The 22690-nt window shown below is 42.1% G+C and carries 24 protein-coding genes and 1 riboswitch; of the genes, 22 read left to right on the forward strand and 2 right to left on the reverse strand.

Annotated elements, in window-relative coordinates:
- Positions 1 to 102: 102 nt before the first annotated feature.
- The 15 genes from scpA to aroD all read left to right on the forward strand — a co-directional run bounded on the left by scpA (position 103) and on the right by aroD (position 14162).
- Positions 103 to 858 (forward strand): segregation/condensation protein A, encoded by a 756-nt coding sequence (scpA, locus tag BTW01_RS08515; protein ID WP_162102564.1) that lies wholly within the window; start codon positions 103 to 105, stop codon positions 856 to 858.
- Positions 848 to 1441, forward strand: coding sequence for an SMC-Scp complex subunit ScpB (scpB, locus tag BTW01_RS08520; protein WP_162102565.1), 594 nt, complete (start codon positions 848 to 850; stop codon positions 1439 to 1441). Before scpA ends, scpB begins: the two co-directional genes overlap by 11 nt.
- Before the next feature lie 54 nt (positions 1442 to 1495).
- Positions 1496 to 2035 carry a YpuI family protein gene (locus BTW01_RS08525; protein ID WP_162102566.1) on the forward strand — a complete coding sequence of 180 codons (540 nt, stop codon included), beginning with the start codon at positions 1496 to 1498 and terminating at the stop codon, positions 2033 to 2035.
- Between the two features lie 112 nt (positions 2036 to 2147).
- Entirely contained in the window at positions 2148 to 3293 is a 1146-nt protein-coding gene (locus BTW01_RS08530; RefSeq protein ID WP_162102567.1) for a D-alanyl-D-alanine carboxypeptidase family protein, read from the forward strand.
- Positions 3281 to 3871 carry a spore maturation protein SpmA gene (spmA, locus tag BTW01_RS08535; protein ID WP_162102568.1) on the forward strand — a complete coding sequence of 197 codons (591 nt, stop codon included), beginning with the start codon at positions 3281 to 3283 and terminating at the stop codon, positions 3869 to 3871. Before BTW01_RS08530 ends, spmA begins: the two co-directional genes overlap by 13 nt.
- 4 nt (positions 3872 to 3875) lie before the next feature.
- Complete coding sequence (gene spmB, locus BTW01_RS08540; RefSeq protein ID WP_162102569.1) at positions 3876 to 4412, forward strand: spore maturation protein SpmB; 537 nt, start codon at positions 3876 to 3878, stop codon at positions 4410 to 4412.
- 90 nt (positions 4413 to 4502) lie between these two features.
- Positions 4503 to 5237, forward strand: coding sequence for a 23S rRNA pseudouridine(2605) synthase RluB (gene rluB / locus BTW01_RS08545; RefSeq protein WP_162102570.1), 735 nt, complete (start codon positions 4503 to 4505; stop codon positions 5235 to 5237).
- A 94-nt stretch (positions 5238 to 5331) separates the two neighbouring features.
- Positions 5332 to 5871: a thiol-disulfide oxidoreductase ResA gene (resA, locus tag BTW01_RS08550; RefSeq protein ID WP_162102571.1), complete on the forward strand. Its 540-nt coding sequence runs from the start codon at positions 5332 to 5334 to the stop codon at positions 5869 to 5871.
- Positions 5868 to 7496, forward strand: a complete 1629-nt coding sequence (gene resB / locus BTW01_RS08555; protein WP_162102572.1) for a cytochrome c biogenesis protein ResB — start codon at positions 5868 to 5870, stop codon at positions 7494 to 7496. The genes resA and resB overlap by 4 nt, the downstream gene beginning before the upstream one ends.
- A gap of 19 nt (positions 7497 to 7515) precedes the next feature.
- Positions 7516 to 8691, forward strand: coding sequence for a c-type cytochrome biogenesis protein CcsB (ccsB, locus tag BTW01_RS08560; RefSeq protein ID WP_162102573.1), 1176 nt, complete (start codon positions 7516 to 7518; stop codon positions 8689 to 8691).
- 80 nt (positions 8692 to 8771) lie between these two features.
- Entirely contained in the window at positions 8772 to 9494 is a 723-nt protein-coding gene (gene resD / locus BTW01_RS08565) for a DNA-binding response regulator ResD (RefSeq protein WP_162102574.1), read from the forward strand.
- The gene (gene resE / locus BTW01_RS08570) at positions 9491 to 11260 is read left to right on the forward strand and encodes a sensor histidine kinase ResE (RefSeq protein ID WP_162102575.1); all 1770 of its coding nucleotides are present in this window, start codon (positions 9491 to 9493) and stop codon (positions 11258 to 11260) included. The genes resD and resE overlap by 4 nt, the downstream gene beginning before the upstream one ends.
- Positions 11261 to 11465: 205 nt before the next feature.
- Positions 11466 to 12050, forward strand: coding sequence for an RNA polymerase sigma factor SigX (sigX, locus tag BTW01_RS08575; protein ID WP_162102576.1), 585 nt, complete (start codon positions 11466 to 11468; stop codon positions 12048 to 12050).
- On the forward strand, positions 11986 to 13095 hold the full coding sequence (locus tag BTW01_RS08580) for a sigma-X negative effector (protein WP_162102577.1): 1110 nt from the start codon (positions 11986 to 11988) through the stop codon (positions 13093 to 13095). The genes sigX and BTW01_RS08580 overlap by 65 nt, the downstream gene beginning before the upstream one ends.
- 299 nt (positions 13096 to 13394) lie before the next feature.
- Entirely contained in the window at positions 13395 to 14162 is a 768-nt protein-coding gene (gene aroD / locus BTW01_RS08585; protein WP_162102578.1) for a type I 3-dehydroquinate dehydratase, read from the forward strand.
- A 41-nt stretch (positions 14163 to 14203) separates the two neighbouring features.
- Here aroD and serA read toward each other — a convergent pair whose 3' ends face one another.
- Positions 14204 to 15781: a phosphoglycerate dehydrogenase gene (gene serA / locus BTW01_RS08590; RefSeq protein ID WP_162102579.1), complete on the reverse strand. Its 1578-nt coding sequence runs from the start codon at positions 15779 to 15781 to the stop codon at positions 14204 to 14206.
- A 196-nt stretch (positions 15782 to 15977) separates the two neighbouring features.
- Positions 15978 to 16112: riboswitch (FMN riboswitch) on the forward strand.
- Positions 16113 to 16265: 153 nt separating this feature from the next.
- Between serA and fmnP the strand changes: the two genes are divergently transcribed.
- Positions 16266 to 16838: a riboflavin transporter FmnP gene (gene fmnP / locus BTW01_RS08595; RefSeq protein ID WP_162102580.1), complete on the forward strand. Its 573-nt coding sequence runs from the start codon at positions 16266 to 16268 to the stop codon at positions 16836 to 16838.
- A 38-nt stretch (positions 16839 to 16876) separates the two neighbouring features.
- On the opposite strand, the gene BTW01_RS08600 is transcribed toward fmnP, so the two are convergent.
- A complete protein-coding gene (locus BTW01_RS08600; protein WP_039074341.1) occupies positions 16877 to 17125 on the reverse strand; it encodes a ferredoxin in 249 nt (82 codons plus the stop codon).
- Positions 17126 to 17389: 264 nt separating this feature from the next.
- Here BTW01_RS08600 and BTW01_RS08605 point away from each other — a divergent pair, with 264 nt between their 5' ends.
- The 6 genes from BTW01_RS08605 (at position 17390) to BTW01_RS08630 (ending at position 22596) form a co-directional block, all read left to right on the forward strand.
- On the forward strand, positions 17390 to 18448 hold the full coding sequence (locus tag BTW01_RS08605; protein ID WP_162102817.1) for a helix-turn-helix domain-containing protein: 1059 nt from the start codon (positions 17390 to 17392) through the stop codon (positions 18446 to 18448).
- Positions 18441 to 19931 carry a RecQ family ATP-dependent DNA helicase gene (locus BTW01_RS08610; RefSeq protein ID WP_162102581.1) on the forward strand — a complete coding sequence of 497 codons (1491 nt, stop codon included), beginning with the start codon at positions 18441 to 18443 and terminating at the stop codon, positions 19929 to 19931. The genes BTW01_RS08605 and BTW01_RS08610 overlap by 8 nt, the downstream gene beginning before the upstream one ends.
- Before the next feature lie 26 nt (positions 19932 to 19957).
- On the forward strand, positions 19958 to 20557 hold the full coding sequence (locus BTW01_RS08615) for a CPBP family intramembrane glutamic endopeptidase (protein ID WP_202923594.1): 600 nt from the start codon (positions 19958 to 19960) through the stop codon (positions 20555 to 20557).
- On the forward strand, positions 20511 to 21227 hold the full coding sequence (locus BTW01_RS08620; RefSeq protein WP_162102582.1) for a LysM peptidoglycan-binding domain-containing protein: 717 nt from the start codon (positions 20511 to 20513) through the stop codon (positions 21225 to 21227). The genes BTW01_RS08615 and BTW01_RS08620 overlap by 47 nt, the downstream gene beginning before the upstream one ends.
- Before the next feature lie 62 nt (positions 21228 to 21289).
- A complete protein-coding gene (locus BTW01_RS08625; RefSeq protein WP_162102583.1) occupies positions 21290 to 21733 on the forward strand; it encodes a YpbF family protein in 444 nt (147 codons plus the stop codon).
- An 83-nt stretch (positions 21734 to 21816) separates the two neighbouring features.
- Positions 21817 to 22596 carry a metallophosphoesterase gene (locus tag BTW01_RS08630; RefSeq protein ID WP_162102584.1) on the forward strand — a complete coding sequence of 260 codons (780 nt, stop codon included), beginning with the start codon at positions 21817 to 21819 and terminating at the stop codon, positions 22594 to 22596.
- Positions 22597 to 22690: the final 94 nt, after the last annotated feature.

A 22690-nucleotide genomic window follows, 5' to 3' on the forward strand; every position in this document is an offset into this window, starting at 1 on the left:
ACAGGAAATGAAATAGTATTGGACGAGAGCTTTTTGGTGGCTTATACTAAAGGGTAGCCAGTTTATCCGGCAATGAGAGCGATACTTGAAAATGGTGAGATGATGGAAGAATATCAAGTGAAAATTGATACGTTTGAGGGCCCGTTGGACCTGCTGCTTCATTTAATCAATCGTCTTGAAATTGACATATATGATATACCTGTGGCGAAGATCACTGAACAATATTTATTATATGTACATACGATGCGTGTGCTTGAGCTTGATATTGCCAGCGAGTATTTAGTCATGGCTGCCACGCTGCTCAGCATTAAAAGCAAAATGCTGCTCCCGAAGCAAGAGGAGGAGCTTTTTGAAGATGAATTACTTGAAGAAGAAGATCCGCGGGAAGAACTGATTGAAAAGCTGATTGAGTATAGAAAATATAAAGATGCGGCGAAGGATTTAAAAGAACGGGAAGAAGAAAGACAAAAATCGTTCACGAAACCGCCGAGTGATTTGAGCGAATTTGCAAAAGAAGTAAAACAGTCTGAGCAAAGGCTCTCTGTCACGGTTTATGATATGATCGGGGCTTTTCAAAAAGTGTTGAAACGAAAAAAAATAACCAGACCGATGGAAACAACAATTACCAGACAGGAAATACCAATCGAAGACAGAATGAAAGAAATCGTGCACAGCCTGAAATCAAGAGGAACAAAAATCAACTTTATGGACCTGTTTCCATATGAACAAAAAGACCATTTGGTTGTGACGTTTCTTGCTGTTCTTGAGCTGATGAAAAATCAGCTGATATTCATTGAACAGGAGCACAATTTTTCAGATATTTACATTGCGGGGAGTGAATCCATTCATGGGGCTTGATATCGTGAATTGGAAAGCTATAGTGGAAGCCCTTCTTTATGCGGCAGGAGATGAAGGGCTGACAAAAAAGCAGCTGTTAACGGTGCTTGAAATCGAAGAGCCTGAACTGAATACCATCATGGCGGAAGTGGCGGACGAATACCGCGGGGAGACAAGAGGCATTGAGCTTATTGAATATGCAGATACGTACATGCTTTCCACCAAAAAAAACTTTGCGCCATACTTGAAAAAATTGATTGAAGTGCCGTCAAAGGGCCTTTCTCAAGCCTCATTAGAAGTGCTGGCTATTGTTTCATACAGACAGCCGATTACGAGAGCTGAAATTGAAGAAATCAGGGGCGTGAAATCAGAGCGGATTTTACACAGTCTTGTCGCGAAGGCGCTGTTGTGCGAAGTCGGCCGGGCTGATGGTCCGGGACGGGCTATTTTATACGGCACAACACCGACATTTCTAGAACAATTCGGTCTGAAAACACTGGACGAGCTTCCGCCGCTGCCTGAAAATGCGGAAGAAGACGTTATTCAAGAAGAAGCAGATTTATTTTTTGAAAACTTTAACCAAACCTTCGAAGATATAAAATAGAAGTTTAATGAATCGCGCTTTTTCATCATCATAAGATATAAGGAAGAAGCTATCATGAAAGAAGCATTATATGAGAGACAAAGACATGAGGGGAAGATACTGAACGAAATGGGACATTCGATTGTGCGGGCGCAGACTCAAAAAACAGGCGAATTCTTATCAATGGTTGTCAATACCATTAACGATTACCTAAATCAAACGACGCTGGAATCTTTACAGGCTGAATTGCCTGTTGAGGAAGGATACTGTTGTGATGTGCTGAGCACTCTGAGAAGAATGACAGTATTTTGTGAAGGAGGCGCAGAAGCGTGCCGCCGTCTCCTCATGCAGGAGCCTTTTTCGGACGCCAGAGCGGAAAAAACACTTTACAAAGTGTATCACCAATGTATTGAAGAGTTTTTTATGCCGAAAAAAGACACGTGGTGTGAAAATAGCCGGGCGTCTTATACGGGTGTCAGCGCAATTAAATTTTATCATGCTGTTCCTGCGTCGCTTGAGCAATTATTATTGCCGCTAAGCGCAGCATTTCTGAAGATGAGGGAAGACCTGGCTCATTATGAAGCATCCGGATCGAGCATGGCGCCAATCAGATAACCTTTACTCTCCCTTTTTCAGGGAGGGTTTTTTTGCGTGCATATAATTGTTATTCATAACTTGTGGACATGCGCATAAACTTGTACAAACCACCACAAGGACGTGAGCAAACATGCGCATTTTCAAAAAAGCAGTATTTATGGTCATGATTACATTTCTTATTGCTAATGTAAATGTAGACACAGCCCATGCTATAGATGTCAGTGCAAAAAGCGCGATCGTGATAGACGGAGCGTCAGGCAGAGTATTATTTGCAAAGGATGAGCATGAAAAAAGGCGAATTGCAAGCATCACAAAAATTATGACAGCTGTTCTTGCTATCGAATCAGGTAAAATGGATGAATCGGTGACAGTGTCAGCAAATGCTGTCAAAACAGAAGGATCTGCCATTTATTTGACAGAAGGACAAAAAGTGAAACTAAAAGATCTCGTGTATGGACTGATGCTGAGATCAGGAAACGACGCCGCTGTCGCAATTGCTGAGCATGTCGGGGGCAGTCTTGATGGATTTATTTACATGATGAATCAAAAAGCTGAGCAGCTTGGCATGAAGAACACTCGTTTTCAAAACCCGCACGGATTGGACGACCATGAAAATCATTATTCAACAGCCTATGATATGGCCATTTTAACCAAATACGCGATGAAACTGAAAAACTATCAAAAAATTTCAGGAACAAAAATATACAAAGCTGAAACAATGGAAAGCGTCTGGAAAAACAAAAATAAGCTGCTGACCATGCTTTACCCTTACAGCACAGGGGGGAAAACAGGCTATACAAAACTTGCAAAACGGACACTGGTCTCAACAGCCTCAAAGGCCGGCGTTGACTTGATTGCCGTCACCATAAATGATCCTGACGATTGGGATGATCATATGAATATGTTTAACTATGTATTTGATCATTATCAAACCTATTTAATCGCAAAAAAAGGAGACATTCCCAAGCTGAAAGGCACATTTTATGAATCAAAGGCTTTTATCAAACGTGATATCACCTATTTGCTAACCGATGAGGAAAAGGAAGACGTTAAAATTAAAACCACGCTGCTTAAGCCGAAAAAAGCATGGGAAAAAGACGCCTCGAAAATTCCTGACATCGTAGGGCACATGAAGATCATGTTCAACGACGAAATGATCGCCAAAGTGCCAATCTATTATGAAAATAAACGACATCAAAAACCGAAAAAACAATTTTTTGAAACATTTAAATCAATCTTTCTGAATGCGGCTGGCGGGACAAAATGGTCAATATAATTTGGGTCAGTTTAACTGTGATCGGACTTGTTTTTGCGATGTGCAACGGAACGCTGCAAGATGTCAATGAAGCCGTATTTAAGGGGGCAAAGGAAGCCGTTACGATTTCATTCGGACTGATGAGCGTGCTTGTTTTCTGGCTGGGTTTAATGAAAATAGCCGAGCAGTCAGGGCTTTTGGAGTTATTCAGCCGGATGTGCAGGCCTTTTATATCTAAACTGTTTCCTGATATACCGCCGGATCATCCTGCAATGGGCTACATTTTATCTAATCTCATGGCGAACTTTTTCGGCCTTGGTAATGCAGCAACTCCGCTTGGCATAAAAGCAATGGAGCAAATGAAAAAGCTGAATGGAAATCGAACGGAAGCGAGCCGGTCGATGATTACTTTTTTAGCGGTCAATACGTCATGCATCACTCTCATCCCGACAACCGTTATCGCAGTCCGAATGGCTTATTCCTCCAAAGCACCGACAGATATCGTCGGGCCGAGTATTTTAGCGACACTCATTTCCGGAATCGGCGCTATTTTTATTGATCGGTACTTTTATTACCGCCGCAAAAGGAAGGGAAGGTGAGCGGATGGAAATCATCAACTGGCTTTCTTTAGCCATGATTCCAATCATTATTGCCGGAATTCTTCTGTATGGAACAATGAAAAAGGTCCCCACATATGAATCCTTCGTCGAAGGCGGAAAAGAAGGGATAGAAATTGCCTTTTCCATTATCCCTTATTTAGTCGGAATGCTTGTCGCCATCACTGTTTTTAGGTCATCGGGTGCGCTTGATTTTATAATGGATTTTTTGAAACCGTTTTTCTCCGCTATGGGCATCCCCGCTGAGGTAGTTCCGCTTGCGTTGATTCGTCCGATCTCCGGTACGGCAGCACTTGGCATGACGACAGATTTAATAGCGGTATACGGGCCGGACTCTTTTATCGGGAGGCTTGCTTCCGTCATGCAAGGATCAACAGATACAACGCTTTACGTACTGACTGTGTATTTTGGAGCGGTGGGCATTAAAAAAATGGGGGATGCTTTAAAGGTGGGGCTCCTTGCTGATTTAATCGGCGTAGTTGCATCTATCATCATCGTTACGTTATTATTTGGGAACGCCTGAAAACGGCGTTTTTTTGGATTTGGCATAGAAATTTGAAAAAGCTTGTTTGTTAAGGTTGAAAAAAGTAAGATAATACATGAGGTGAAAGACATGGAAAGACTGCAAAAAGTAATTGCTCACGCCGGAGTTGCATCGCGCAGAAAGGCGGAGGAGCTGATTAAAGAAGGAAAAGTAAAGGTGAACGGCAAAGTAATAACAGAGCTTGGTGTTAAGGTGACCGGTTCTGATCAAATTGAGGTAAATGGGTTAAAGGTGGAACGCGAAGAGCCGGTTTACTTCCTTTTATATAAACCAAGAGGTGTCATTTCTGCAGCCCAGGATGACAAAGGCCGCAAAGTCGTAACAGACTTTTTTAAAGCAATCCCGCAGCGCATTTACCCGATTGGACGTCTGGATTATGATACGAGCGGTCTTTTGCTTTTAACCAATGACGGCGAGTTTGCCAATAAACTGATGCACCCTAAGTATGAAATAGACAAAACATATGTGGCAAAGGTGAAAGGCATCCCGCCTAAAGAAGTGCTTAGAAAACTGGAACGCGGAATCAGGCTTGAAGAAGGCAAAACGGCGCCTGCTAAAGCGAAGCTGCTGTCTTTGGATAAGAAAAAACAAACAAGCATTATACAGCTGACGATTCATGAAGGACGCAACAGACAGGTGCGCCGCATGTTCGAAGCGATTGGCCATGAGGTTATTAAGCTGAAGCGTGAAGAATACGCGTTTTTAAACTTGCGCGGCCTGCATACAGGAGATGCCCGAGAGCTTACGCCTCATGAAGTCAAAAGACTCAGAGCGCTGGCTGAGCACGGTAAAAACGCTTTCTAAATTTCACATAACCTTCAAAAAGTAAGAAATGTGAAATGATTGGGCAATGATATAATTGAATGGATATACAATTGGGGGAAGGGGGCAGCGGACAATGAAGAAAAAAAGGCGTTTATTCATTCGGACCGGCATCCTTCTCGTTTTAATCTGCGCACTTGGCTATACCATTTACAACGCAGTATTTGCCGGCAAAGAGAGTATATCTGAAGGATCCAACGCACCGAATTTTGTCCTTGAAGGTACGAATGGGAAACGTATCGAGCTCAGTGACTTAAAAGGAAAAGGTGTTTTTTTGAATTTCTGGGGCACATGGTGTGAACCATGCAAAAAAGAATTTCCTTATATGGCGAACCAATATAAGCATTTTAAAGATCAAGGTGTTGAAATTGTCGCGGTAAATGTTGGGGAGTCAAAGATAGCAGTACATAATTTTATGAAATCCTACGGAGTCAATTTCCCGGTTGTTCTGGATACAGATCGCCAAGTGCTTGATGCCTATGACGTATCTCCGCTTCCGACAACCTTTCTCATCAATCCGGAAGGAAAAGTTGTCAAGGTGGTGACCGGTCCTATGACAGAAAGTATGATACACGATTATATGAATCTGATAAAACCCGGAGAGACGTCAGGATGAAGCAAGTCAAATGCGAATGCGGACATATAAACCCGGTCGGAACCGTTCTATGTGAATCGTGCGGAAGAGCTCTTCAGGACACTCAGCCTCCGCTTGCTGATATGAGATATGACGGCAGTGCAAGACGTTCACAAACCTATAACAAGACGATTGTTGACAAAGTTTGGAATTTTTTTTCTTCGGTTAAGGTGGGAATATGGCTTATCATCATAACCCTTGCTGCATCAGCGTTCGGCACTATTTTTCCCCAGGAAGCCTATTTGCCGCCTGGTGCGCAGGCAGATACTTATTACAAAGAGCAGTACGGCACATTCGGCCAGCTTTATTACTTGCTCGGGTTTCATCACTTATATGGCTCTTGGTGGTATTTGCTGCTCATTGCTTCGATCGGCATTTCACTCGTGATTTGCAGTCTCGATCGAGTCATTCCGTTATATAGAGCATTGAAAAACCAAGGTGTCCAACGGAGTCCTGCTTTTTTAAAAAGGCAGCGCTTGTTCAGTGAAACGGATATTGTGCTGCACGGGGAAACAAAAGAAAAGATTACTGCTCTCTTAACGAAAAAGCATTATAGAATCAGAGAAAAAGAGGGCAGCATTCTTGCTGAAAAAGGGCGTTTTTCTCGCTGGGGCCCGTATGTCAACCACATTGGATTGATTATCTTTCTGATAGGTGCGATGCTGAGATTTGTGCCCGGCATGTACGTTGATGAGACGCTTTGGGTCAGAGAAGGTGAAACCGCAGCAATCCCGGGAACAGATGGAAAATATTATCTAAAAAACAATCAATTCAGTGTAGAAACCTATAGCAGCAAAACGGAAAAAAAGGTATTCGCAGATGCCATTGACAGAGTCGGGGACGGAAGAGTGGCAAAGAACTTTCAAACGGATGCCGTGCTCTACAAGAGAGAAGGAAAAATTGTTTATGGTGAGAAGCCGAAGCTGAAAAAAGTAACAGAAGAGGACATTCGTGTCAATCAGCCGCTGCGTTTTAATTCTTTTTCTGTTTACCAGGTAGATTATAAAGAGAATCAGCTTGATCAAATGGTATTCCAGCTAATAGACAAAAAAACTAAAAAATCCTTCGGGAGTTTAAAGATCAACCTTCTGGATCCAGATTCGGTTTATGATCTTGGTAACGGTTACAAGGTGGAAGTCGCCAGCTATCTGCCAGACTTCTATTTTAATCAGGACGGTGAGCCGAGCACGAAAACTAAAATCCCTAACAACCCGGCTTTTGTCTTTAATATCATCACGCCGGATAAACCGAAGGGCGAAAAAAGCTTTGTCGCCATCCAAGAAACAATTGAAGGCTCCGGAAGCAATAAATACAAGCTGAAATTTGACCATGTCGATACGAAAAACATTACCGGACTTACAGTCAGAAAGGATTTGACACTCTGGGTGCTTGCCGTCGGCGGAGCCATTTTTATGATTGGTGTTATTCAAGGCATGTATTGGCAGCACCGAAGAATCTGGCTGCACTCACAGGATGGCGCAGTCATGGTGGCTGGGCATACGAATAAAAACTGGTATGGCTTGAAAAAGGATCTAGCCTTTGTATTGGCTGATTCCGGACTGACTGAACCGGAGGACCAAAAAGAATTAACCAAAACACAGAATTAGGCGAAAAAGGAGTGATGTCATGGCAGAGCTGAGCGGAAATTTTCTTTATGCAGCCTTTCTTGTGTATTTAATCGCTGTCCCGATTTTCGGCGGGGCCATACGCGGAAATAAAGATCAAAAGAGCAAGCCAAACCGGTGGGCCAATATCGGGATCGCTCTTTCTATTGTTGGTTTTCTCTGTCATCTGGGATATTTCGCCTTAAGGTGGGCGGCAAGCGGTCATGCGCCTGTCAGCAATATGTTTGAATTCACCACCGCCTTTGGCATGATGCTCGTTTTGGCGTTTATTATTCTATATTTTATTTATAGATTGCCATCATTGGGCTTATTTACACTGTCAATCGCTTTATTGCTGATTGCTTATGCCAGTATGTTTCCGAGAGACATCTCGCCCTTAATTCCGTCGCTGCAGAGCAATTGGCTGTATATTCACGTAACAACGGCCGCACTTGGGCAAGCTATACTTGCTATCAGCTTTGTCGCAGGTGTCATCTTCCTGTTAAAGCATGTAGACCAGACAAAACCAAGCAAAAAAACGTTCTGGCTAGAAGCGATTATGTTTATTCTGGTCACAACTGTGGCCTTTATTGGGGTTACTTCAGCATTTCGTCTCGCGGGCTATGAAGCGGAGTTCAACTGGGTGGATAAAAATAACAAAAAAATCGTGATGAAGTACGAAATGCCTGCGCTTATCGGCCCGCATGAGGGAGAGCTTTTGACCGAGGGGAAAATGAAGCCGCTTGCTGAGCTTCCCGCCATTTTCTCAGGCAGAAAGGTAAATACGGTAATCTGGTCGTTTGGAGCTGGCCTTGTTTTATACGGGGCTCTTCGTCTCATCTTCAGAAAAAGAATCAGCGCTCTATTACATCCTCTAGTGAAAAACGTCAATCTTGATCTGGTGGATGAGGTTGGGTACAGGGCGGTATCAATCGGGTTTCCGATCTTTACGCTCGGCGCGCTGATCTTCGCAATGATTTGGGCTCAGCTCGCTTGGACCAGATTTTGGGGCTGGGACCCGAAGGAAGTATGGGCGCTGATTACGTTTTTATTTTATGCCGCGTATCTTCATTTAAGACTGTCAAGAGGCTGGCACGGTGAGAAGTCAGCATGGCTGGCCGTTATCGGTTTTGCTATTATCATGTTTAATTTAATATTTGTAAATCTAGTGCTTGCCGGACTTCATTCTTATGCATAGTCCTTAAAAAGAGACCAGTTCTCAAACTTTCTCATGATTTGATAAAATGAAAGTAACAGAAGGAAAGCAGGGGGAAAACGATGGACCAAATGAACGAAACCAAAATATTAATAGTTGATGACGAAGCCAGAATTCGCCGCCTTTTAAGAATGTATCTTGAACGTGAAAATTATGTCATAGACGAAGCGGAAAATGGTGATGAAGCGATTGCCAAAGGACTTGAAGCCAATTATGACTTGATTTTGCTTGATCTGATGATGCCGGGAACTGACGGAATTGAAGTGTGCCGGCAAGTACGGGAAAAAAAAGCAACGCCAATTATCATGCTGACGGCAAAAGGAGAAGAAGCAAACCGGGTTCAGGGATTTGAAGCGGGAACAGATGATTATATTGTCAAACCGTTCAGCCCGAGAGAAGTCGTGCTGCGGGTAAAAGCTCTTTTAAGAAGAGCATCCCAAACCTCTTATTTCAATGCCAATACACCGACGAAAAATGTACTTGTGTTCTCACATCTGTCTATTGACCATGACGCTCATCGCGTAACTGCAGACGGAACAGAAGTAAGCTTAACACCAAAAGAGTATGAGCTTCTATATTTCTTAGCGAAAACACCTGATAAAGTGTATGACCGGGAAAAGCTTTTGAAAGAAGTATGGCAATATGAGTTTTTTGGAGATTTGCGAACAGTAGATACTCACGTTAAACGCCTGAGAGAGAAGCTGAACAAGGTATCGCCGGAAGCTGCGAAAAAAATTGTCACTGTATGGGGTGTAGGCTATAAATTTGAGGTAGGCGCTGAATGAAATTTTGGAAAAGCGTAGTTGGCAAGCTATGGTTTACAATCCTTTCGCTCGTCTTGATCGTATTATTCATTTTAACGGTTCTTTTGCTGGAGTTTATTGAAAATTATCATGTGGAAGAAGCTGAGAATGATTTAACACAGCTTGCAAATAAAGTTGCTGTCATCATAGAAAATCACGAAGACCAGGCACTGGCAAGATCAATCACTTGGGAGCTCGCTGATAACTTAACAAGCATTGCAATCGTTCAGGATGAGAAAAAGCACTGGTATTCTCCCAATGATAAAAATCGCCTGTCGTCCATTACGGTTGAGCAAATACAACACGACAAAGACTTAAATCATGCTCTCCAAAACCATAAAAAAGTAAGTAAGCGAACAGGGCTGAGCGATACAGACACGGATAATGAACGTTTGATTGTCGGTGTCCCGTATGAAAAAGACGGAAAGAAAGGCATGGTCTTTTTATCTCAGTCTTTGCTTGCTGTTAAAGATACAACAAAACATACAACCCGTTATATTTTTCTGGCCGCGGGGATTGCGACTGTGCTGACCACGTTTTTCGCTTTCTTTTTATCAAGCAGGGTCACGTATCCGCTCCGAAAAATGAGAGAAGGCGCACAGGATTTGGCGAAAGGCAAGTTTGATACAAAAATCCCGATTCTAACCCAGGATGAAATCGGAGAACTGGCAACTGCCTTCAATCAAATGGGCCGGCAGCTTAACTTTCATATTAATGCGCTCAATCAAGAAAAAGAGCAGCTTTCTAATATTTTGAGCAGTATGGCTGACGGGGTTATTACCATCAATATTGATGGTGCAATTCTTGTGACAAATCCGCCGGCTGAACGTTTTCTCCAAGCTTGGTATTATGAGCAGAACATGAATATCAAAGAAGGTGATAACCTTCCGCCTGAAGCAAAAGAGCTGTTCCAAAACGTTGTCAGCACTGAAAAAGAACAAATGATCGAGATGACGCTGCAAGGCAGATCATGGGTGCTCTTAATGACGCCGCTTTATGCGAAATCACATGTCAGGGGAGCGGTTGCCGTGCTGCGCGACATGACGGAAGAACGCCGCTTGGATAAACTGCGGGAGGATTTTATAGCAAATGTCAGCCATGAGCTGAGAACACCGATTTCTATGCTTCAGGGATACAGTGAAGCAATTGTCGATGACATTGCAAGCTCCGAGGAAGACCGGAAAGAAATTGCCCAAATCATTTATGACGAATCACTTCGAATGGGCCGTTTGGTCAATGATTTGCTTGATTTAGCGCGAATGGAATCAGGGCATACAGGCTTGCATTATGAAAAAATTAATGTGAATGAGTTTTTAGAGAAAATCATCCGGAAGTTTTCCGGTGTTGCGAGAGAAAAAAATATTGCTTTACATCAAGACATTTCTCTCACAGAAGAAGAGTTAATGTTTGATGAGGACAAAATGGAGCAGGTCTTTACCAATTTGATAGATAACGCGCTGCGGCATACTTCATCCGGCGGCAGTGTCTCCATTACAGCCCATTCTGTGAAGGATGCATTGAAAATTGATATTAAAGACACTGGATCCGGTATACCGGAAGAAGATCTGCCGTTTATCTTTGAGCGGTTCTATAAGGCAGATAAAGCGCGGACAAGAGGCAGAGCAGGAACCGGACTTGGACTGGCTATCGTTAAAAATATTGTGGAAGCCCACAACGGGTCGATTACGGTGCACAGTCGAATGGATAAAGGTACAACATTTACATTTTATATTCCGACAAAATCATGACATCGAGTCTGAAATTGCCGAAGAATCTTGTTCCATAAGAAACACCCGCTATTAGAGCGGGTGTTTTTTTAAAAAAGACCATATTAATAAAATTTAAGGATATGTTAATATAAATTCCCTTCCAAATTCCAGTTTCTCGTAATATAGTTGTAATGTAACTTTTCAAGCTATTCATACGACAAAAAAGTGAACGGAGGGGTTTCAAATGGAAGAAACCTTTCAATTATTATATGATACATATCATCAAGATTTGTACCAATTTTTATTTTATATGGTAAAGGATAAAAGCCAGGCGGAAGATCTTCTTCAGGAGGTTTATATTCGGGTACTACATTCTTATCATACGTTTGAAGGAAGAAGCAGTGAAAAAACATGGCTTTTATCTATCGCACGTCATGTTGCGATAGACTGGTTCCGTAAACAGCAGACGATCAGACAGCGTATACTCGGCACATTTGATTGGGATACACAGGATGTCAGAGACCAGCAACTGCTTCCGGACGAACTTGCGGTTCAGCATGAAAATGTCCGTGAAATTTATGCTGCGCTTGATCAATGTACGATCGATCAAAGAGCTGTGATTATCTTACGGTTTATTCAGGGATATTCAATTCAGGAAACAGCCACTACGCTGCGCTTCTCGGAAAGCAAAGTAAAAACGACCCAACATAGAGGGCTCAAAGTACTTCGGAAACATATGGAGCTTTTGAGGGAGGAGCTAATGGATGATGAAGTCAGAATGGAACGAAGAACAGGTAAAGGAGTTGTTAAGCCAACTTCCAGCAGTTAAAGACCATCGTTCACCTCACGATATTTACAAGCGGCTGACGATGGCAAATAGCAAAAAAAAGCCCACAGTTAGGTGGATTGGCCCCGCGTGTGCTGCTGCAATTGCGATTTATATCGCCTTCATTATTACTCCTCATTTCTTTAATCAGGCACAGCCTCAACAAAAAGAAGCGTCCGAAGAGAACGCTGTAACGAAAATGGAGAAAGCAGACAGCCCGAAAGCTGCGTCGTCCCTGAAGCAGACTTCATTTGTTGTTCCTGAAAAGGAACAGAGTCATTACATTACTGTTGCGATAGCTGATGCCGAAACATCCGCAATCATACCCATCAGCATCAAAAAAACAAACGCAGACCAAACGATACAGGATATGCTGTCTAGAAGTGGTGAATTGGGTATCCTTGATCATGATGCCATTACGATTCCATCCTTCATAGATGAAGTAGAGGTCAAGGAAAAACCAAAGCAGAAAGAATTAAGTGTACGAGTCCATCAGCTCATTACGGCCTTTTCGGTAAGAGATGATACACTGTTGAAAAAATTGCTGAAAGAATCCTTAAAATGGAGTCCATACGAAAAAGTAACATTTTTATCAGATCAAAATGAGAGTGGCGTTCCTATTGGCTCATATGGCACTTTTACGGAAATTTCGATTCCTAAACAGTCAAAAAGAGCCTATTGCTTATACCAAAATAAACAAGGACAAGACTTTCTCGTTCCGTCAAAAAAAACATTTAATACTGTAAAAGAAGCAATTAAGGACATGGAATCAAGCAGCCAAGAGGATACAGAACCTCTTATTCAAACGGGTGCTGTCCAATCTGTAACGGAGAAACAGAATCACTTATATATCCGTTTCTCAAAAGACGCAGAAGTTGATGATTCGATTACCGGTATTTTAATGCTTGAAGGACTTCTTTTAACAGCGAAGGACTTCGGCTTTACAGATGTGACTTTTACGGAAACCAAAGCAAAAAAAATTGGCAAATATGACGTATCAGATCCCATTTCGGTACCAGCTGCTCCAAATCCAATTTCATTAAATTAAAAAGAATTCTTTTGAAGTGCACCCTGCATGTTCGATGTAGAGGTGCTTTTCTTTTGTCTGCATTTTTACGAAATTACACCAGTTATACGCCACATAAGCTAGGGATTACAAAATAAAAAACGTCAACTCAATATCGAATCAAAAATTATCTGTATCATGCGTCAAAAGCAGCGTAACGAATCACTTTAGGGGTTTGCTTCACTTCAGCTCTTTTCAACTTTTTATATAATAGAAATTTTCAAAAAAAACCTTGGCGTGTATAATAAAAAAAGGGTACCGATTGAAAGGATTTGAGACGAGTGAACGTGTTAACAATTAAAGGAGTTTCTATTGGTGAAGGAATGCCGAAAATCATCGTTCCGCTAATGGGCAAAACGGAAAATCAAATTTTGAATGAAGCAGAAGCTGTAAAACTGCTGAATCCGGACATTGTAGAGTGGCGAGTCGATGTATTTGAAAAAGCAAATGACAAAGCAGCCGTCACAAAGATGATTTCTAAGCTTCGGGAATCTTTAGCGGATATACTGTTTCTATTTACATTTAGAACTCATAAAGAAGGCGGGAGCATGAAAATGGATGAAAGCTCCTATATTGCTTTACTGGAAGCGGCAGTTCGAACAAAAGAAATTGACCTTATTGACATTGAATTATTTTCAGGAGATGCAAACGTGGAAGCTTTCGTATCGCTGGCAGAAGAACATCATGTTTATGTAGTGATGTCAAATCATGATTTTGAGAACACACCTGCGAAAGAGGTGATTCTGTCGAGACTTCGAAAAATGCAGGATTTAGGCGCGCATATTCCGAAAATTGCTGTCATGCCAAATGATACGGGAGATATTTTAACACTGCTTGATGCGACGTACACAATGAAAACAACATATGCAGACCGTCCAATTATTACGATGTCAATGGCAGAAACAGGGCTGATCAGCAGGCTAAGCGGGGAGGTTTTTGGATCAGCTTGCACGTTTGGGGCAGGAGAAGAAGCCTCGGCACCTGGCCAAATCCCTGTTTCTGAGCTGAGGAATTTTTTAGAGATTCTGCACAAAAATACACGAAAATAGAACAATAAAAAACTCAAGCTTCAAAAGCTTGAGTTTTTAAATTACGGAAGATCAATGAGCTTCACAGACACAATGTCAGAAACGTTTGTTAGCTCTTTCACAATTTTATCTTCCAAATGTCTGTCAAATGAAAGCATCATGATGGCTTCTCCGCCTTTTTCTTTACGGCCAACCTGCATGGTTGCAATGTTAATATCATTATCTCCGAGAATACGTCCTACTTTGCCGATGACACCTGTTGTATCTCGATGCTGAATATATACAAGGTGACCTGTCGGATAAAAATCGATATTAAATCCGTTGATCTCGACAATACGCTCTCCGAAATTAGGGATATACGTAGCTGTCACAGTAAAGGTACTGCGATCTCCTGTCACTTTTACGCTTATGCAGTTATCGTATCCAGATTCAGTAGAGGAAATCTTTTCACTGAAGCTGATGCCGCGTTCTTTTGCGACACCGCCGGCATTGACTTCGTTAACTGTTGAGTCGACGCGCTGTTTTAAAAAGCCTGACAGAAGGCTTTTTGTAATGAACGATGTTTCAAGTTTGGCAATTGTACCTTCATATTGGATGGCAACATCCTGTACAGGCTCTTTCATGCATTGGGATACGAGGCTGCCGATTTTTCCTGCGATTTGATGGTAAGGCTTAATCTTAGCAAATTCATCTTTTGTCATGGCAGGCAGGTTGATAGCTGACATTACAGGAAGGCCTTTTGCGAATTGCAAAACTTCTTCTGACACTTGAGCCGCCACATTCAGCTGAGCTTCTTTCGTCGATGCTCCCAAATGAGGAGTGGCAATCACTAATGGATGATCAACGAGTTTATTCTCAACTGGAGGTTCAACTTCAAAAACGTCCAGCGCCGCTCCGGCAACATGTCCGCTTTCCAATGCTTCGAGAAGCGCCGCTTCATCGATAATACCGCCTCGCGCACAGTTAATTAAGCGAACGCCTTTTTTCGTTTTAGCGATCGTTTCTTTATTTAATAAGCCTTTTGTTTCTTTTGTCAAAGGTGTATGAACGGTAATAATATCGGCGTTTTCAAGCACTTCTTCAAATGTACGGCTGTTTACCCCGATTTTTTTCGCTCTCTCTTCAGTTAAGAAAGGATCAAAAACGTGAACAGTCATACCAAATGCTCGCGCGCGCTGTGCAATTTCGCTTCCGATTCGGCCTAATCCGACAATTCCAAGCGTTTTTCCATAAAGCTCTGAACCGACGTAAGCTGTACGATTCCACTCTTTGGATTTCACTGAGATATTAGCCTGAGGAATGTGTCGCATTAAGGAAGAGATCATCGCAAATGTATGCTCAGCTGTCGAAATGGTGTTTCCATTTGGGGCGTTAATCACGATTACCCCATGTTTAGTCGCTTCGTCAATATCGATATTATCTACACCGACACCAGCTCTTCCGACAATTTTTAAAGAAGTCATTTTTTTGAAAAGGTCTTCTGTCACTTTTGTCGCGCTTCTCACCAAAAGAGCATCAAAAGTATGTAATTCCTCCTCTGCTTCTGTTACGTTTTTTTGAACGATTTCAATAAAATCTGAATCAATAAGTGGCTGTAAACCGTCATTGCTCATTTTGTCTGAGACCAATACTCGAAACATCGTTAGATTTCCTCCTAAATTGACAAACTAAATATCTGATAATTTAACATATTCTTAATAGAGTGTCAATGTATATTGACGCAGTAAAGGATAAAAGAAAGGCTTGAAAAAACAACATTTTTCTATTATATATAATTTGAAGCAATTCTCTATACAGCCAACCGGTTATCGTTTATAATGAAATTAAATTCATATGATCAATCTTCGGGGCAGGGTGAAATTCCCTACCGGCGGTGATGAGCCGATGGCTCTAAGCCCGCGAGCTGTTTTTACAGCAGGATTCGGTGAAATTCCGGAGCCGACAGTACAGTCTGGATGGGAGAAGGTAGAGGTTCATAAGCGTTTTGAAATTGTCATTTCAAACGTTTCTTTGACTAGCCTAATTTTCGAAACCCCGCTTTTATACATAAAGCGGTTTTTTTTATTGGCTGGAAAAGAACCTTTCCGTTTTCGAGTAAGATATGATCGAAAAGGAGAGAGTGTAATGAAAGTAAAAAAATTAGTTGTGATCAGTATGCTGAGCAGTATTGCATTTGTTCTGATGCTGTTGAATTTCCCGTTTCCGGGTCTTCCGGATTATTTAAAAATTGATTTTAGCGACGTGCCCGCTATTATTGCCATTCTGATTTACGGACCTTTGGCCGGTATTGCTGTAGAAGGAATCAAAAATGTTCTACAATATATCATTCAAGGGAGCATGGCTGGAGTTCCTGTAGGGCAAGTTGCAAACTTTATCGCAGGCACACTCTTTATATTACCGACTGCTTTCTTATTTAAAAAGCTGAACTCAACAAAGGGCTTGGCTGTCAGTCTTCTTCTGGGAACTGCAGCGATGACCATTTTGATGAGCATCTTAAATTATGTTCTGATTCTTCCGGCATACACGTGGTTTTTGCATTCACCGGTATTATCTGACAGCGCGCTGAAAACAGCGGTCGTCGCAGGTATCCTGCCGTTTAACATCATAAAAGGCATTATCATTACAATTGTATTCTCACTTATTTTCATCAAGCTTAAGCCATGGATTGAACAGCAGCGAAGCGCGCATATCCATTAATGAAAAAAGCTCCCGCAGGGGAGCTTTTTTTGTTGCTTCTATTCGAATTTAAGCGCGTCGCCTTCAAATGGCTCATCCGCCACTTTGATGGAATCAGTAGGGCATCCTTCAAATGCGTCAATCATATCTTCTTCCAGTACCTCAGGAACTTCGACAACGCCTTTGTTTTCATCTAGCGTTACGAACGCGATGCCTTCATCATCGTAATCGTAAATGTCTGGTGCAGCAGCTCCGCAAGCGCCGCATGCTATACATGTATCTTTGTCTACGATTGTGTACTTTGCCATGAATAAAACCTCCCAGATTGTTCTTGGTGGAACAAATGGATCAATCTTTATATTTAATCAATTTAACACCTATTCCCTTACTTATTGTAATGATGTTGCTGCCACATTTCAACAGAAAAATGATTGAGAATGCTTATCACATAAGGGGTCATCTACATAACATCCCCCTTAACGATGACTTTAAACGTCGATTTCTGTTAGAAATCTGTTAAAATAAAAGGAGCAAATCAACGATTTTTGTCAGGAAGAATGTGGGTGAATAGGTTGTCATTAAATTATTTCGATATTATGGTTCTCGATTGCCTTTATAAAATGAACGGAGAACGGTCGGGAAGCGCTGTTTTCCACCTATTCAAGGGCAAAAGATCGTCACAAACCATTCAAGATGCCGGCCTATTTCAGACTGCGAAATACTTTGGGATAGCGCCGCAATGTTCGAGAAGAGATATTTCAGCGTCACTTACTAAGCTTGAACAGCATTCCTACCTTGAATCATTGTTTGAAACAGATACATACAAAGCAACAGCCAGCGGAACAGCAGCTTTAAGCCGTGCTCTTACTGAGCGGCCTTGGCCGGCACACTGCCACGGCGCTTATTACCAGCAGGCAGCTAGAGTACTTTGGAAAAGACTATCTCTGCTTGTGCAGGTTTTATCCCATAAACTGCAAGGAAGCAGGCAATATATCCCTGTCACCAAGGATTACAAGACACTTCACTGGGTCAAGAGATTCCTGTTTCGGCATACGGATCATATAGAGATGGCAAACAGTCTTTTTGCCATGCTGGAAGCGCATTTGCAGAAGCTTGATGATAAGGCAGCGCAAATTTTTGTCTATTCCTTAACCTCGCACCATAGGATTGGTTATACAAGCAGGCAGCTTGCTGACGCGCTCAAAGAAGATGAATGGTATGTGTATATTATGTTTTGGGCTTCGGTACATTACTTTATTTATTCTCTGCCGGCATGTGAACATTCACTGTTAAAAGACCTTCTCTCTGATGTGCATTTAGAGAATGCCTTGACAGAGTCAACGAGGAAAACATGGCAGATGGTCAAACAAGGGATCCCGATACAGCGAATTGCTGAAATCAGAAAGCTGAAAACAGCCACGATCGAAGACCATATTGTTGAAATTTCTCTTCATGAGCCTGCGTTTGTGATTGATGACTATGTAACAGTGGAAGATCAGATCAAGATCACAGAGTTTTCCAAGCGGATGCAGACGAACAAAATCAAACAAATTCGCGACGGGCTTGAACAGCAATTTAGCTACTTTCAAATCAGACTGGCATTGACAAAGCAGGTGCAGCAATATGACTGAATTACAGAAAACGTTATATCAGTTTTTTGGTTTTACTTCCTTTAAAAAAGGGCAGGAGGACATTATTAGAAGCGTGCTTAGCGGGAAGGATACCATTGCGATGCTTCCGACCGGAGGAGGGAAATCGCTTTGCTACCAGCTTCCTGGCTATATGCTTGACGGCATGGTGTTAATTGTTTCACCGCTGCTTTCTTTAATGGAGGATCAAGTTCAGCAGCTGAAAGCGCGGGGTGAAAAGCGTGCGGCTGCTTTGAACAGTATGCTTAGCAGGCAGGAAAGACAATTGGTTTTGGAGCATATTCACCGATATAAATTTTTGTACTTGTCCCCGGAGGCTTTGCAGTCGCCATATGTGTTGGAAAAATTGAAAAGTGTCCCGATCAGCTTATTCGTTATTGATGAGGCGCATTGTATTTCTGAATGGGGGCACGACTTCAGGCCTGACTATTCAAAGCTCGGACAGCTGAGAAAAAAACTTGGGCACCCACCTGTTTTGGCATTGACAGCTACAGCGACAAAGGATACGTTGCAAGATGTCACGAACCTGCTGGAGCTGCAGCATGCTCAACGGCATCTCAACTCAGTCAATCGGCCAAATATCGCACTCCGTATTGAAAATGCGGAAAATCCTGCCGAAAAAATAGATAGGGTAATTCAGCTGGTTGAAAACCTGCAAGGGCCGGGAATTGTTTATTGCCCGACACGGAAATGGGCCGAAGAATTAGCGGGCGAAATTAAAAGCAAGACGAGCAGCAGAGCTGACTTTTACCATGGTGGTATGGAGTCTGGCGATAGGATTTTAATACAACAGCAGTTTATTCATAACCAGCTTGATGTGATATGTTGTACGAATGCGTTTGGAATGGGTGTCGATAAGCCTGATATCAGGTATGTGATTCATTTTCATCTCCCGCAGACGGCCGAAGCTTTTATGCAGGAAATCGGCAGAGCTGGACGTGATGGAAAACCAAGTGTCAGCATTTTGCTGCGGGCGCCAGGTGATTTTGAATTGCAAGAGCAGATTATCCAAATGGAGAGTGTTACAGCTGGAGAAATCGCAGAAGTCATCCGCGTGCTTGAAAAAACAGATGAGCAGGATGAGAGAAGGCTGCGCGACGTAATCATGCAATATGGTGTCGGAGAGACACAGGCCCGTATGATGATCCATCTCTTTATGCAGGGGAAAACATCAATTGAACTGATGGAGCAGGAAATTTCATCTCGTATAGAGCTGAAGAGGGAAAAAATGCACCGCGTATCTTTTCTGCTTCAGCGTGACGGTTGTGTAAGGCAATCATTGTTATCTTATTTTGATGAAGCATATGAGCTTGAAGACGAAAATTTCCCGTGCTGTTCACATTGCGGTTTTGATTTATCCTTGTATAAACAAAAAGGAGAACGGAGTAAAATGACGTCATTAGACAGCTGGAGTTCGGAATTGAACCGTATATTCAGCTTTCAGACTGTAGGTGAGCTGAACTGAAACAGCAGAAGGATTTCATTCAGCATATGTCTGATCGAGATATGCTCAAGCAGTTATATTTGACACAGCTTTTCCTTATGATTGCCGCAGTTTTAGCTGGATTATTCTTTTTCAATGACGTAAGAGACGTACTAAAACTCTGGGATATTCGCGATATGAGAATCATATGGCATGGTGTTTCTCTTTCGGTTATTGTGATTTTAGCTGATATGGCAGTGATGAAATGGTGTCCGCCTCATTTATATGATGACGGCGGAATCAATAAAAAAATATTCAGTAAGAGGTCAATCCCTCATATTATATTTTTAACGCTTCTGATTGCTTTCGCGGAAGAAATGTTATTCAGAGGAGTGCTGCAGACTCATATCGGTCTTTGGGCGGCCAGCCTTGTGTTTGCCGCTCTGCACTTTCGATATTTGTCAAAATGGCTGTTATTTATCATGGTGACAGCAATCAGCTTTTTGCTCGGTCTGATGTATAAATGGACCGGTAACTTATTTGTTCCGGTGACGGCGCACTTTATTATCGATGCCGTGTTTGCCTGTCAGATTCGTTTAGAACATGTGAGGAGGGATAAACATGACGAACATGTCGAGAGTAGAGAGAAGAAAAAAACAGAATCTTGATGAAGATCACGCGTTGGCGGACGATTATTTCGATGAGGATGAAGAAAGCCTTCCGACAAGGCAAACTGTTAAAAATCAAAGAGAACAGAAAAAAAAGCAAGGTAAAACAAAAACGCCATTATTCACTATACTCGCTGTATTATTTGTATTTGTGCCGGTTATCGTTTTAATCAGTTTATTTTATCTGAAAGACCACCCGGATGATCATGAAGATGTGTTTATCGACAGAAGCCAAAGTGAATATGAGATTGTTCCGAAACAAAAGGACAAAAAAGACACCAATGAATCCAAAGAAATGAAAGAGACCGCACTGCAGAAAGAGTCAAAAAAACAGGCTGAGGACACAAAGGCAAAAAAACCTGCGAAACCAACACCTGATAAGAAACAGTATGCTGCAGCGGAAAAAGAAGACTCAGCAAATAAAGAGGAAGCAGCAGCTGCTGCTTCCTCTTCCCAGCAAGAAGATGTGCAGCCGCCGGCAAAACAAGCTCATCCTGAGCCGAAACGAGTTGTCAAGCACACTGTGCAAAAGAAAGAAACGCTGTACCGCATTTCTATGAAGTATTATAAAAGCCGGACGGGAGAAGAAAAAATTCGCGCGTATAATCATCTGAGTGGAAATGAGGTTTACACCGGACAAGTTTTGGACATCCCTTTAATGGAGGAATAGGGCATTTTTTTTATTTTACGCTCATATATTGTAGCAATGAAAATGGACAAGGTGTGAAGCGTATGGGATCCCTATGGAATCAGATAGACCAGTTTACAGACGCGCCGACCAAACAAATGCTCCAAGCACTCGTGAAACGAAAACAAAAATTTGAAAACTATACGTCGCAATGCCGCAGATGGCGATGGGCTTCACTCATTTGCTTAGGCTTATTATGTCTTATGGTCATAATCAAAAGCCCGGCGCCTCAGCACATTCTTCAAGAAATGCTTAGCCATACCTTTTATTTGTTTTGGATGATGGCAACCGCTTTTGCATACTGCACGTCTCATTATTTTAAAAAAAAGGAAGAAAAAGCTGAGGTTGATTTTCATAAGCTGAGATGTGAAATTATTCAAAAAAGCACTGATCTTTGGCCGCAGCCGGACAAATGGCGGGCGAGAGAATCTGTTTTTCAAATGATGAAGCACAAATATGATATTAATCTATATTTTGAAAGTAAATAAAATCGGGCGTTTTCTCAAACGATAGAAACGTCTTTTTTTATTGTCCGTCTTATTGATAAGTTCTAAAAGAATGGAGCGTTTTTATGAAGCTATCAGTGAAAATTGCCGGTGTGTTAACTGCTGCAGCAGCGGCAATGACGGCAAAGATGTATTCAACAGCAAAAGGCAACCATTTGAAAACACATAAGTTTCCTTTAACAAAAATGAAGGGCAAGCCGCCCCTTATTATCTTTTTTATCTCGGACATTCACAAACGACTCATAAATCTGGACCTTTTAGAAAAAGTGCGTAGCCATGCCCCTCATCTTGTGATCATCGGCGGTGATTTAGCCGAAGGCGGGGTTTCCAGCAGAAGAATCGGGGAGAACATCAAAAGGCTCGCGGATTTAGGGATTCCCGTCGTGTTTGTATGGGGAAATAATGATTATGAAGTCAAACAGCATAAGCTGTATTCCATATTCAAAACACATGGCGTCATTGCTCTGAGGAATGAGTCAGCTCCTTTTTCTTACAATGGTCATACAGTTGCGATTGCTGGAGTTGATGATATCAGAATGGAAATGGATCATTATGAAGAAGCCATTAAAGAACTCGACAAAAGCCAGCTGAATATTTTGGTTTGCCATAACCCGGAAATTCATGAGCAAGTCAATGAAACCGACGGCATTGATGCGATATTCAGCGGGCATACCCACGGCGGTCAGATTAGGTTTTGGAAGTTCGGCCCTTATGAACTTGGAAAAACAGGTGTTGTAAAAAATGCAGCGTATCTCATCAGCAACGGATACGGGACCACAAAAGTGCCCCTCCGTTTAGGTGCTGAGCCGGAAACACATATTGTGACGATTTGTGCGCCAGAATAACGTCTCAAAAGGAAAAATCCATATGGCGATAAAACTGCATTGTGCTTGTCTTACTAGTGAACTCAGTGTAAACTGATAACAATTAAGAACCTAT

The sequence above is a fragment of the Bacillus sp. SKDU12 genome, from assembly GCF_010093085.1.
Classification (GTDB): Bacteria; Bacillota; Bacilli; order Bacillales; family Bacillaceae; genus Bacillus; species Bacillus mexicanus.

What these genes read in the sequence shown, in the direction of transcription:
- resE (WP_162102575.1), top strand. Translation starts at nt 9,491, where the DNA reads ATGAAATTTTGGAAAAGCGTAGTTGGCAAGCTATGGTTTACAATCCTT.
- BTW01_RS08600 (WP_039074341.1), bottom strand. Translation starts at nt 17,125, where the DNA reads ATGGCAAAGTACACAATCGTAGACAAAGATACATGTATAGCATGCGGC.
- BTW01_RS08580 (WP_162102577.1), top strand. Translation starts at nt 11,986, where the DNA reads ATGATGAAGTCAGAATGGAACGAAGAACAGGTAAAGGAGTTGTTAAGC.
- spmA (WP_162102568.1), top strand. Translation starts at nt 3,281, where the DNA reads ATGGTCAATATAATTTGGGTCAGTTTAACTGTGATCGGACTTGTTTTT.
- fmnP (WP_162102580.1), top strand. Translation starts at nt 16,266, where the DNA reads ATGAAAGTAAAAAAATTAGTTGTGATCAGTATGCTGAGCAGTATTGCA.
- resA (WP_162102571.1), top strand. Translation starts at nt 5,332, where the DNA reads ATGAAGAAAAAAAGGCGTTTATTCATTCGGACCGGCATCCTTCTCGTT.
- resB (WP_162102572.1), top strand. Translation starts at nt 5,868, where the DNA reads ATGAAGCAAGTCAAATGCGAATGCGGACATATAAACCCGGTCGGAACC.
- BTW01_RS08630 (WP_162102584.1), top strand. Translation starts at nt 21,817, where the DNA reads ATGAAGCTATCAGTGAAAATTGCCGGTGTGTTAACTGCTGCAGCAGCG.
- rluB (WP_162102570.1), top strand. Translation starts at nt 4,503, where the DNA reads ATGGAAAGACTGCAAAAAGTAATTGCTCACGCCGGAGTTGCATCGCGC.
- ccsB (WP_162102573.1), top strand. Translation starts at nt 7,516, where the DNA reads ATGGCAGAGCTGAGCGGAAATTTTCTTTATGCAGCCTTTCTTGTGTAT.
- BTW01_RS08625 (WP_162102583.1), top strand. Translation starts at nt 21,290, where the DNA reads ATGGGATCCCTATGGAATCAGATAGACCAGTTTACAGACGCGCCGACC.
- serA (WP_162102579.1), bottom strand. Translation starts at nt 15,781, where the DNA reads ATGTTTCGAGTATTGGTCTCAGACAAAATGAGCAATGACGGTTTACAG.
- sigX (WP_162102576.1), top strand. Translation starts at nt 11,466, where the DNA reads ATGGAAGAAACCTTTCAATTATTATATGATACATATCATCAAGATTTG.
- BTW01_RS08610 (WP_162102581.1), top strand. Translation starts at nt 18,441, where the DNA reads ATGACTGAATTACAGAAAACGTTATATCAGTTTTTTGGTTTTACTTCC.
- scpA (WP_162102564.1), top strand. Translation starts at nt 103, where the DNA reads ATGGAAGAATATCAAGTGAAAATTGATACGTTTGAGGGCCCGTTGGAC.
- BTW01_RS08530 (WP_162102567.1), top strand. Translation starts at nt 2,148, where the DNA reads ATGCGCATTTTCAAAAAAGCAGTATTTATGGTCATGATTACATTTCTT.
- resD (WP_162102574.1), top strand. Translation starts at nt 8,772, where the DNA reads ATGGACCAAATGAACGAAACCAAAATATTAATAGTTGATGACGAAGCC.
- spmB (WP_162102569.1), top strand. Translation starts at nt 3,876, where the DNA reads ATGGAAATCATCAACTGGCTTTCTTTAGCCATGATTCCAATCATTATT.
- BTW01_RS08525 (WP_162102566.1), top strand. Translation starts at nt 1,496, where the DNA reads ATGAAAGAAGCATTATATGAGAGACAAAGACATGAGGGGAAGATACTG.
- BTW01_RS08615 (WP_202923594.1), top strand. Translation starts at nt 19,958, where the DNA reads ATGTCTGATCGAGATATGCTCAAGCAGTTATATTTGACACAGCTTTTC.
- BTW01_RS08620 (WP_162102582.1), top strand. Translation starts at nt 20,511, where the DNA reads ATGACGAACATGTCGAGAGTAGAGAGAAGAAAAAAACAGAATCTTGAT.
- scpB (WP_162102565.1), top strand. Translation starts at nt 848, where the DNA reads ATGGGGCTTGATATCGTGAATTGGAAAGCTATAGTGGAAGCCCTTCTT.